Source organism: Streptomyces sp. CBMA29 (assembly GCF_014596445.1).
Taxonomy (GTDB): Bacteria; Actinomycetota; Actinomycetes; order Streptomycetales; family Streptomycetaceae; genus Actinacidiphila.
Map to the genome: position 1 here is coordinate 103,474 of NZ_MECL01000034.1, position 10,538 is coordinate 114,011.

The 10,538-nt window shown below is 72.8% G+C and carries 10 protein-coding genes and 1 pseudogene; 7 read left to right on the plus strand and 4 right to left on the minus strand.

Annotated features, from left to right (window positions below):
- Positions 1-95 precede the first annotated feature (95 nt).
- From BGM09_RS05355 to BGM09_RS38765, 5 genes are all read left to right on the plus strand, one after another.
- A complete protein-coding gene (locus BGM09_RS05355) occupies positions 96-941 on the plus strand; it encodes a GntR family transcriptional regulator (protein WP_188280232.1) in 846 nt (281 codons plus the stop codon).
- A complete protein-coding gene (gene nagA / locus BGM09_RS05360) occupies positions 938-2,035 on the plus strand; it encodes an N-acetylglucosamine-6-phosphate deacetylase (RefSeq protein WP_188280233.1) in 1,098 nt (365 codons plus the stop codon). The genes BGM09_RS05355 and nagA overlap by 4 nt, the downstream gene beginning before the upstream one ends.
- Positions 2,032-2,697 carry an N-acetylmannosamine-6-phosphate 2-epimerase gene (locus BGM09_RS05365; RefSeq protein ID WP_188280234.1) on the plus strand — a complete coding sequence of 222 codons (666 nt, stop codon included), beginning with the start codon at positions 2,032-2,034 and terminating at the stop codon, positions 2,695-2,697. Before nagA ends, BGM09_RS05365 begins: the two co-directional genes overlap by 4 nt.
- A gap of 181 nt (positions 2,698-2,878) precedes the next feature.
- Entirely contained in the window at positions 2,879-3,319 is a 441-nt protein-coding gene (locus tag BGM09_RS05370; RefSeq protein ID WP_188280235.1) for a BlaI/MecI/CopY family transcriptional regulator, read from the plus strand.
- Positions 3,316-4,239, plus strand: coding sequence for a M56 family metallopeptidase (locus BGM09_RS38765; protein ID WP_188280236.1), 924 nt, complete (start codon positions 3,316-3,318; stop codon positions 4,237-4,239). The genes BGM09_RS05370 and BGM09_RS38765 overlap by 4 nt, the downstream gene beginning before the upstream one ends.
- A gap of 36 nt (positions 4,240-4,275) precedes the next feature.
- On the opposite strand, the gene efeB is transcribed toward BGM09_RS38765, so the two are convergent.
- From efeB to efeU, 3 genes are all read right to left on the minus strand, one after another.
- Positions 4,276-5,619: an iron uptake transporter deferrochelatase/peroxidase subunit gene (efeB, locus tag BGM09_RS05380; protein ID WP_411158260.1), complete on the minus strand. Its 1,344-nt coding sequence runs from the start codon at positions 5,617-5,619 to the stop codon at positions 4,276-4,278.
- A complete protein-coding gene (gene efeO / locus BGM09_RS05385; RefSeq protein WP_223186338.1) occupies positions 5,616-6,824 on the minus strand; it encodes an iron uptake system protein EfeO in 1,209 nt (402 codons plus the stop codon). The genes efeB and efeO overlap by 4 nt, the downstream gene beginning before the upstream one ends.
- 114 nt (positions 6,825-6,938) lie before the next feature.
- A complete protein-coding gene (gene efeU / locus BGM09_RS05390; RefSeq protein WP_223186358.1) occupies positions 6,939-7,814 on the minus strand; it encodes an iron uptake transporter permease EfeU in 876 nt (291 codons plus the stop codon).
- A gap of 211 nt (positions 7,815-8,025) precedes the next feature.
- On the opposite strand from efeU, the gene BGM09_RS05395 reads away from it, so the two are divergent.
- Positions 8,026-9,060, plus strand: coding sequence for an ABC transporter ATP-binding protein (locus BGM09_RS05395; protein WP_411158261.1), 1,035 nt, complete (start codon positions 8,026-8,028; stop codon positions 9,058-9,060).
- Positions 9,061-9,098: 38 nt separating this feature from the next.
- Here BGM09_RS05395 and BGM09_RS05400 read toward each other — a convergent pair whose 3' ends face one another.
- Positions 9,099-10,328, minus strand: coding sequence for a hypothetical protein (locus BGM09_RS05400; protein WP_223186339.1), 1,230 nt, complete (start codon positions 10,326-10,328; stop codon positions 9,099-9,101).
- A gap of 80 nt (positions 10,329-10,408) precedes the next feature.
- On the opposite strand from BGM09_RS05400, the pseudogene BGM09_RS37435 reads away from it, so the two are divergent.
- Positions 10,409-10,538 (plus strand): annotated as a pseudogene (locus BGM09_RS37435) (MFS transporter); the annotation flags it as partial.

Consider the following 10,538-nt stretch of genomic DNA (forward strand, 5'->3'; position numbering starts at 1 on the left):
GGCCGTACGAGGGCGGTACGGCCGCTTTCGCACCGTGCGACACGGGCTGCTGAATACGTTCATTCCCACCAACTCCACGAGACACAATCGGGGTCATGTCTACTTCGCCAGCACTGCACCGCAAGGTGGCGCAGCACCTCAGGGAACGCATCGAGTCGGGTGTGATCGAGCCCGGTTCGAGACTGCCTTCCGAGCGGGTTCTCGCTGAGCAGTTCGACGTCAGCCGGGTCACGGTCCGTCAGGCACTGAAGGATCTGGAGGCGGCCGGCCTGGTCACCGTCGTGATGGGCGCCCGGTGGGTGCGCGGGCAGCCGCCCGCGCCGACCCCGGCCCGTCCCGCGGACAGGGACGAGGCGGAGTCGATCGAGGAGGGCGCCACCGGGCTGGTGAGCTTCTCCGACCTCGCGTCCGCGAACGGCCTGACCTCCAGCTCGAAAGTGCTGAAGTGTCTCACCCGCGCCAGCTCGCTCGACGAGGCGGACCTGCTGGGCGTCGCCCCGGGCGCACCCGTCGTCGACCTGGTCCGGCTGCGTTATCTCGACGGCATCCCGACCCTGATCGACTTCTCGCTCATCCCGGAGCAACTGGCGCCTGGCCTGGGCGACCACGATTTCACCACCGCTTCCCTGTACTCCACGCTCTCCGAGCAGTACGGCCTGCACGCGGTCAGAGCCGACTGCGTCATCGAGGCGCGCGGGGCAACCGCCGACATCGCCGAGAACCTCGGCCTGGCTCCGGGCGACCCCGTCCTGGGGATCGTCCAGACCACGTTCGACGAGAACCGCCGGGTCGTGCAGTGGTGCCGCAGCGTCTACCGCGGTGACCGTTACCGCTTCCGCGCCGCCCTCCAGGGCCAGGCCGGCCGCGCGCACCGCCATCAGTCCGCCGCGGAGCCGACCGGCCGCGGTCCCGCTCCCCATATAGCGAGGTTGTATCCATGAGAATTTCCGCACGCGGCGCCGTCGTCGCCGGCGCCTGGGTGAAGGGCGACGTCGAGGTCGACGGCGGACGGCTGGTACGCACCGGCCTGCCGTCGACCGGCACGGGGTACGTCCTGCCCGGCCTGGTCGACCTCCAGGTCAACGGTTACGGCGGGGTCGACTTCAACGCGGCCACGGCCGAGGAGTTCGAGCGGGCGTTCGCCGCCCTCACCCGCGACGGCGTGTTCCACGTACAGCCCACCGTCATCACCGACTCCGAGGAGAACGTGGTCCGGCAGCTCGGCGTGCTGGACAAGCTCCAGACGTCCTCGCCTCCCGGCGCGAAGGTCGTCGGCGTGCACGCCGAGGGCCCGTTCCTGTCGCCGCACCACCGCGGTGTGCACCGGCCCGAGTACCTCCGCGACCCCGACATCGGCATCGTGCGGCGGTTCCTCGACGCCGGGCCGCTGCGTACGATCACCGTCGCCCCCGAACTGCCGGGCGCGCCGGAGCTGATCGCCTGGGCCGCGGGCCGAGGGGTCATCGTGCAGGCCGGGCACTCGGGCGCCGACGCGGCGACCGCGTACGCCGGTTTCGACGCGGGAGCCCGCGCGGTCACGCACCTGTTCAACGGGATGATCGCGTTCAGCCACCGCGCCCCCGGCATCGCGGGCGCCACGCTCAACCGGGAGGAGGTCGCCATCCAGCTCATCGCCGACGACATCCATCTGGCGCGGGAGACCTCGCTGTTCGCGCTCAAGGCCGCCGAGCACCGCATCATGCTCGTCACCGACGCCGCGTCGCCCGCGGGGGCGGGCGACGGTGTCTTCACCGTGGGCGGTTTCACCGTCGAGGTCACCGACGGGGTGCCGCGCCTGCCCGACGGCACCCTCGCCGGCAGTACGGTGACGCTGCTCCAGCAGGTACGCAAGCTGGTCGAGCACGACTGGCCCGTGGACCGGGCGGTGAACCTGGCCAGCCGCGCGCCCGCCCGCTTCTACGGGCTCACCGGCGCGGGGGAGCTGACCCTCGGCGGCCCGGCCGACCTGATCGTCACCGATGAGAACGTCGCCGTCGAGCGCGTCCTGGTCGCCGGAGAGGAGTTCGCGGCGTGAACATCCTTCCTCGCGGCCTGATCGTCTCGCTCACCCCGTCGCCCCAGTCGCCCTGGCAGAACATCGACGACGTCGTCCGGCTCGCCGCCGCCGCGCAGGCCGGTGGCGCCGTCGCCGTGAAAATGGACGGCCCGGACGCCGTACGCGCGGTGAAGCGCGCCGTTCCCGGCCTCCCCGTGCTCGCCGTGAGCATCGACGGCTCGCACGGCGGGGTCGTCCGCATCACGCCGACGCTCGACCACGCCGCCGCCCTGGTGGACGCCGGGGCCGACGTCGTGGAACTGGAAGCGGACGCGGCGGCGCGCCGGCACGACGGCCAGGACCTGGCCGAACTCGTCGCGTCCTTCGTCGGGCTCGGCAAGCCGGTCAAGGCGGGCGTGCCGGGGATCGACGACGCGCGCACCGCCGTGGCGGCGGGCGCCGCGATCGTGAGTTCGTCCACGATGGGCTACCCCGCCAAGGCGGACTCCGGGCCCCTGCCCGACCTGGGACTCGTGGCCGCCCTCGTCGCCGCCGCCGGAGTGCCGGTCGTCGCCGAGCGCGGCTACTCCACACCGGACGACGTACGCGCGGCCCTGGCCGCGGGCGCGCACGCCGTCGTGGTCGGCTCAGCCATCGTCGACCCCGTCTGGCTGACCGCCCGCTTCGCGGGCGCCGTCTAGGGCGGGTCCGCAGGCGGAGGGGCGGCCACGACCTGGCGACCGCTTCGACCTGGCGGCCGCTTCGACCTGGAGACCCTGGCGATCGACATGGCCGTACGGCGGGAAGAAGACGGTCTGACACACTGGTCGCAGGCCGCTGCCCCGGTCCGGTGCGTGGCAGCCGCAGACGGCGGAGGGTGCGTTGAACGCGAGGCGGAGTCGTTCGCCCGGTGGTCTGGAACGTGAGGTGATCGCGTGTCTGGCGGCGTCCGGCGTGCCGATGACCGCCTCGCAGGTACAGGCGGAACTGGGCGGTGACCTGGCCTACAACACGGTGCTGACCGCCATGACCCGGCTGTACGCGAAGCAGGCGCTGGAGCGTTCCCCCCAGGGGCGGGCCTTCGCCTACCGGCTCTCCGGTGAGGGAGCCGCCGACGCCGAGGCGGGTGTCACCGCCCACCGGATGCACCTGCTGCTGGAAGCGGGCGCCGACCGTACCAGTGTCCTGGCCCGTTTCGTCGGGGAGATGGACGAGGAGACGGAGCGCTTGCTGCGGGCGCTGCTCGAAGAGGCGGAGGCGACAGGGCCGTCGGGGCCGTCGGGAGCGTCGGGGCCGGTGGCTTCGGAACGCGAGGACAGGTGACGCGCGAATGCGTCGTCGCGCTCGCCGCCACGCCTGTGGCGCTCGGCGCGTTGAGCAGCCGGCTCTCCCGGCATGCCGCCGTCCGCCTGGCGCCTGCCGCGGCGACGGTGCTGTTGACCGCGTTCGCCCTGACGGTCGCCCTGAGCACGGGACTGCTGCTCTGTCTGGCGGCGGTGATAGCGCTGGCCGAGACGCCGGGCCTGTCGGGTCTTTCTCACTGGTCGCCGGGGGAGCTGCGCGCCGTCGTCCCCGTGCCCGCCGAGGCGGGCGCCGTGGGAGGCGTCCTCGCGGCAGTGCTGCTCGCGTCGGCGGCCGTTCATCTGGCGCGGACCGTACGGGACGCCCGCAGGGCGTCGGCGGTGGCCGCGTCGCTGCCGCGGTCCGGCGGCGGGCTGAGCGTCATGGAGAACGATGCCGTGATCGCTTATACGATTCCCGGCCGTCATCGCCGCATCGTGGTGTCCACCGGCATGCTGAGAAGTCTGTCGGCGGTCCAGCGCCGCGCCCTGCTGGCGCACGAGACCTCTCATCTGCGGCACCGCCATCACCGCTACGTTCAGCTGGCGCGGCTGGCGGCAGCCGCCAATCCGCTGGTGCGGCCGGTCTCCCGCGCCGTCGATCTGGCGGTCGAGCGGTGGGCCGACGAGAACGCGGCGGTGGAGGTCGGCGACCGCAGGACCGTCGCCCACGCCCTGGCCGCTGCGGCGCTGGCGTCCGCCGCTCCCGGCCCGGCGCCGCCCGCGGGAAGTCTGGGCGGTGCGCGGACCGGCGTCGCTGACAGGGTCGGCTTCCTGCTGCGCCCGCCGGTCCGGCACCGGCTGGCGTACGCGCTCGTCACCGCCGGGATCGTGCTGTGCTGGACGGCGACCTGTGTCGCCGTCGGTCACATCCACGGGCTGATGGAACTGGCGGAGGCGTAACCGCTCTCCGCACGGACAGGCAGCCGCAGTCGCTGCTCACGCGAACAGGGCGCGGCCCCAGTGGTCGCCGGGCCGCACGCCGGGCGGACAGGCGAAGAGCCCGCTCCCGACGTGCTGGATGTACTCGTTGAGCAGGTCGTTGTTCTTGCCCGCCAGCGACGTCTGGATCCGTACGAACTGGGCCCGCGGGTCGCGTTGGTAGGCGAGGAAGAACAGGCCCGCGTCGAGGCGGCCCAGTTCGTCGGTGCCGTCGACGAAGGAGTAGCCGCGGCGCAGCAGTACGGCGCCGCCGTTGTGGGAGGAGTGGGCGAGTCGTACGTGGGCCTTGTCGTCGGTCAACGGCCGGCCCGAAGGGTCTTCGGCGCGCAGGTCGAGCGCCTCGAATTCGCGGTGGCCGCCCAGGGGCGCCCCCGATCCCTTCACCCGCCCGATCACCCGTTCCTGCTCGGTCAGCGGGGTGGAGTCCCAGGGCTCGATGAGCATCCGGATCCGCCGGCTGACCAGATAGCTTCCGCCGGTCATCCACGCCGGACCGTCGCCGTCCCCGGCCCAGACGTGGCGGTCCATGGCGGCGGTGTCCTCGGCCTTGACGTTCGCCGTGCCGTCCTTGAAGCCCATGAGATTGCGGGGCGTCGCCTGCCCGGTCGAGGTGGAACTCGTACGGCCGAAGCCGAGCTGGGAGTAGCGCACCGAGGCGACGCCGCGGGCCAGCCGGGCGAGATTGCGGATCGCGTGCACGGCGACCTGCGGATCGTCCGCGCACGCCTGGACGCACAGGTCGCCGCCGCTGCGGGCGGGGTCCAGCGCGTCGCCGCGGAAGGCGGGCAGGTCGGCGAGGAGGGCGGGGCGCCGGGCGGCGAGGCCGAAGCGGTCCGTGCCGTCGGGCCCGGTGAACAGGCTCGCGCCGAATCCCACCGTGAGGGTGAGCCGCGCGGCGGCCAGTCCGAGTGCCTCCCCGGTGTCGTCCGGCGGCGCGGAGGGCTGCCCGGTGACGGCGCCGGTGCCGACGTCCGCGCCGACGGTCATCCGGGCCGCCGCGTTGGTCCACGCCGTGAGCAGGGTGACGAGTTCGGTACGGGTCGCGGCGGGGGACAGGTCGAAGGCCGCGAAGTGCAGCCGGTCCTGCGCGGGTGTCGCGATGCCCGCCTGGTGGTCGCCGAAGAAGGGGACGGTGAGGTCGGCGGCGGCCGAGGGGGCGTCGGCGGTGCCGGACGACAGGGCCGCCGCTCCGCCCGCGCCCGCGGCGACGCCCGCCGCCGCACCGGCGCCGAGCAGGCTCATGACGCGCCGTCTGCTGGGGCGGCGGCCGGGGGAGTCCGACTCCACGGCCGGTTCCGCCGAGGACTGCCCGGCACGCGACCGGTCCCGGGACGTACTCACTTGCTCGTCACCACCGAGCTGATCCTGCCCAGCGGCTCGGAGATGGTGTCGACCTCGACGGCCAGCGCCTTGACCTCGTCCCGGCTGAGCGCGTCGTAGGACACGTACGGGCTGCCGGGCACGTATCCCCTGTCCCCCCGCTGGGCGCGGTGTGTGTCGAGCAGGCCGACCAGTGCGGGGAAGCGCTGGTCCAAGGCGGTCACCAGCGCCGGGTCGCGCTCCTGGAGGGCGGGCCGCAGCGCGGAGTACACGTACTTGGCGCCGTCGACGTTGCCGGCGAAGTCCAGCAGATCGATCCGCGAGTAGCGCTCCTCCTCGCCGGTGACCTTGGACTTGGCGACCTCGTCCAGCAGCGACTTGGCGCCGTTGCCCATCGTCAGCGGGGTGATCCGGACGGTCTTGACGAGACCGGCCAGCTTGGCGGTGTTGACGTCGAGACCGTCGGCGAGGGCGCTGGCGTCGGCGCCCAGGGCCTTCTTCTGAAAGAGCATCTGCTCCAGGGCGTGGAAGCCGGTGAACGGTGTGCCCTCGGTGATGTCATCGGCGCGCATGTCGATCAGCGGATCCAGATCGCCGAAGGACTCGGCGATGGGCTCGATACGTTCGTAGTGCAGCCGCGCGGTCGGATAGGCCGCCTGCGCCTTCGCCAGGTCACCCGCGGTGACGGCCGCGGTGAAGGCCGCGGTGGTGTCCACCAGCGCCGCGGTCTCGGACTCCACATAGGCGCGGTACGACGCCACGGCCGTCCGGAGCCGCTGGTCGACGGTCGCGGGCGTCGCGCGGGAACCGGTGACCTTCAGCGTGCTGCGGATGCCGTCGCCGACCATGCCCGGCTTGCACGCGACCTCGTATTCACCCGCTGGAAGGTCGATGATCAGATCGCGCTTGGTGGACGGGCCGATGTTCTCGACCTCGCCCATGATGCGGTCGCCCGGCGCGTAGACGTACACCTCGGTCACCTGCGAGGCGGTGTTGGCGACGGAGAAGGTGTGGCGGCCCGCGGGCAGACTGCCGGTGGCCACCTCGCAGCTCTTGTCCCCGGCCTTGATCGTGACCGCGCCGTTCTTGCCACCGTTCTTCCCGCCGGACGACGAACCGGCCGACGCCGCCTTGTCGTTGGACGAGCAGCCGGTGGCCACCAGGGCGACGACGGCGAGCGGCACGAGGCTCAGCGTTCTACGGGCGACGGACGGCATCACGGACATCTCTCCTCGGGCAGGGGGCAAGGGGGCAAGGGGGCAAGGTGGCAGCGGGACAGCGGCTGTTGGGGATGCGGAGGCTCAACTGGCCTCGTGAGAAGGGGAGTCGGATGTCGCGGGTCACAGCGCCGAGCGAACCGGCGCATCGGCGGCGGCCGTTCGCGTACGGCGCCGCGGCAGCAGCTTCCCGCCGGTGAAGAACACGGTCATGACGGGCACCAGATAGCAGACCCAGGCGACGGCCTGGACGACCGTGGTCTGCGGGGTGAAGTTGAAGACGCCCTTGAGCAGCGCGCCGTACCAGGATCCGAGGGAGATCTGCTCGCTGACGTCGAAGGCGAGGGAGTTGAGGCCAGGAATGACGCCGCCCTCCTGGAGGTCGTGCACCGCGTAGCCGAGCACCCCGGCCGCGATCACGATCAGACCCACGCCGGTCCAGGTGAAGAACTTCGCCAGATTCAGCTTCACCGAGCGGCGGTAGAGCAGCCAGGCGAGCGCGACCGCCGTGGCGATGCCCAGGGCGAACCCGGTGACCGGGGCGGTGGTGCTGCCCGCCGCCTGCACCGCGGACCAGAAGAAGAGCGCGGTTTCGAGACCTTCGCGGGCGACCGCGAGGAAAGCCGTCAACCCGACCGCGAAGGCGCCCAGTTGGAGCGCCGAGGAGAGCTTGCCGTCCAGCTCGGCCCGCATCCCGCGGGCGGTGCTCCGCATCCAGAAGACCATGCCCGTCACGAAGACCACGGCGATGGTCGACATGACGCCGCCGAAGATCTCCTGGCTCCTGAAGTCCGAGAGCAGCGTGGTCGAGGTGTACGTGAGCAGCGCGCCGAACGCGATGCTGACCGCGACGGCGAACGCCACTCCCGCCCCCACGACGGGCAGCCGGTCCCGGCGTCCGACCTTCACCAGGTAGGCCACGAGGATGCTGACCACCAGCCCGGCCTCCAGCCCCTCGCGCAGCCCGATCAGATAGTTCGCGAACACGTCGGCATCCATCCACTCCACGACTCGTCACCTACACGTCTTGTAGGTGATGGCGAGGTTAGCCTTACCTAATGGGCGACGCAAGGCCGACAGGTTCGAGACCCGCCGCTGACACCCGACCGAGGCCCGGTCCGGCGGATGGCAACCCCCCGGGCGGGCTCGCGCATTACCCTGGCGGCTGTCCGACAGTGGGATTCGCAGACTTCACCTCTCGGGGGACCGCGTGGCAGTTCACCAACAGCCCACCGGGGCACCGGACCTGGACGAGCTGCGGCGGCGGGCCGTCGCGGCGCCACGGCGGGAGGAAGGTCTGGTCGTCTGCGAGAACCTGGTGCGGATCTACCAGACCGAGGGCGTCGAGGTGCAGGCGCTCCAGGGCCTCGATCTCGCCGTGGCCCAGGGCGAGATGATCGCGGTGGTCGGGGCGTCCGGCTCCGGCAAGTCCACCCTGCTGGGCATACTCTCCGGCCAGGACGTGCCCACCGCGGGCGCCGCCACCGTCGCCGGACACGACCTGCTGACGATGAGGCGCCGCGAGCGGCTCACCTACCGGCGGAGCACCGTGGGCTTCGTCTGGCAGCAGACCTCACGCAATCTGCTGCCCTACCTCTCGGCGGCCGAGAACGTGATGCTGCCGATGACGTACACCGGGACCAAGCGCTCCCGACGCCGGGCCCGCGCCGAGGAACTGCTCGACCTGCTGTCCGTCGGACACTGCCGGGACCGTACGCCCGACACGCTCTCCGGCGGCGAACAGCAGCGGGTCGCCGTCGCCGTGGCCAACGCCAACGAGCCGCAGGTGCTGTTCGCCGACGAACCCACCGGCGAACTCGACACCGCCACCAGCGACGAGGTGTTCGCGGCACTGCGCCGGGCCAACGAGGACCTGGGCGTCACCGTGATCGTGGTGACCCACGACGCGCTGGTGTCCGAGCAGGTCCAGCGCACCGTACGGATCCGCAACGGCCGCACCTCGACCGAGGTGCTGCGCCGGGTCACCACCGGCGAGGACGGCGTCGAGGTGCTCACCGCCGAGGAGTTCGCGGTGCTGGACGCCAGCGGTCGGCTGCAACTGCCCGGCCAGTTCACCGAGCGCCTGCACATGCGCAAACGGGTGCGGCTGGCACTGGAGACCGACCACATCGGCGTATGGCCGGACGAGGCCGCGCGGCGGGCGAAGTCCGAGGCGGAGAGCGCCGCGGGCGCGGAAGATCCGGAGGGCACCGGTAGCTCGGGGTCCGCCGCGAGCGCCCTGTAGGCCCTTCGCCCGAGGGCCGGACGCTGAGCCGCTGCCGGTCAACTGAGCCGCAGTACGGCCCCCAGCCGCCGCCGACGGGCCAGTGCGGTCTCGGCGGCAGCGGCGACCAGGATCAGCGCGGTCACGCCGACGACGAGGGCGAGCGTCAGCGAGTAGTCGGTGCGCAGGGCCGGTTGGGCCGGGCCGCCGGTGAACTGCCGCAGGTCCAACGTCGGTGCCATGAGCCGCGGTTCGAGCAGCCCGAGCAGCGTGCCGCCCACCGCGGAGGCGACCGCCAGCGGCAGCAGTTGCAGGAAGTGCAGCGCCCCGGCCTCCTTGCCGCCGAGTCCGAGTGTGCGCAGGAACGAGGCGGTGCGACCGCGTTCGTGCGCGGTGAGGGTCAGCTCCAGCGCGAGCGTGAGCAGGCCGGACAGCGCGGCCAGGACCGAGGTGACGGTGTAGGTCGCGTCGAGTCCCCGCGTCAGCCCGTCCGCGCGCAGGGCGCTCAGCGTTTCGGAGCGGACGCGGATCCGGGCCAGCGGCCCGAGCGTCCGGGCCGCCGCCGACCGCAGTGCGGCGGGCGTGGCGGGGGCGGGCCCGCCGGGAGCGCCGCCCTTGAGCAGCATGACGGTGCTCCCCGAGGACTGCTCGGGCATCAGGTGCTCGGCGCCCGCCGTGGTGATCAGCATCGGCGTCCCGGCGGGGATCCGCGCCGTGACCGGTCCGAGGACAGGGTCGTGCAGATCCGCGCCGGTGAGGGTGCCGACCGGCGAGAGAACCAGGTTCACCGGGCGCTGCCCGAGGGCCGAGACGCTGGAGGTGAAGCCGCCGGTGCGCTCGCGCGCCCGCAGGTCGGGCGAGAGGAAGGACGGCAGCGGGACGCTCGCGTCGATTCGGGTCCCCGGCGCGGTGGCCAGCCCGGACAGCAGGGCGGCGGCCAGCGGCGACTTCGGTGCGACGGCGGCCAGTTGCCGCGGATCCACGGTGATCACGGCGACCTGCGTGATCAGCGCGCCGTCGGTCTGTCCCACCAGGTCGAGGGTGTGCAGACGCTGGACGGCGGTCCGTATCCCGTCGCCGGCACCGGTCCCCGGCCCGGCGGTCCCCGTCCCGGCCACGATCGCGCTCGCGTCCGCGCCGGTGGTCCAGTCCGCACCCGCGGCCAGGCCGTCGCCGATCGTGCGCTGTACGAGGCCGCAGAACACGGCCGTCCCCAGGGTCAGGACCAGGACGAACAGCGCCAGCCCGGTCGCCGGGGCGTCGTGGGCGGCCCGTGCCCCCCCCCCCACCCCCCCCCCCCCCCCCCCCCCCCCCCCCCCCCCCCCGCCCCCCCCCCCCCCCCCCCCCCCCCCTCCCCCCCCCCCCCCCCCCCCTGCTGATCGTCGGCACGACGCTGGTCGTCGCCCAGATCCTCGTGCCCTTCGCCGCCGACCTCGCGCCGGACGAGAGCCGCGGCAAGGTCGTCGGGCAGGTGATGAGCGGCCTGCTGACCGGCATCC

What these genes read in the sequence shown, in the direction of transcription:
- BGM09_RS05355 (WP_188280232.1), top strand. Translation starts at nt 96, where the DNA reads ATGTCTACTTCGCCAGCACTGCACCGCAAGGTGGCGCAGCACCTCAGG.
- nagA (WP_188280233.1), top strand. Translation starts at nt 938, where the DNA reads ATGAGAATTTCCGCACGCGGCGCCGTCGTCGCCGGCGCCTGGGTGAAG.
- efeO (WP_223186338.1), bottom strand. Translation starts at nt 6,824, where the DNA reads ATGTCCGTGATGCCGTCCGTCGCCCGTAGAACGCTGAGCCTCGTGCCG.
- efeU (WP_223186358.1), bottom strand. Translation starts at nt 7,814, where the DNA reads ATGGATGCCGACGTGTTCGCGAACTATCTGATCGGGCTGCGCGAGGGG.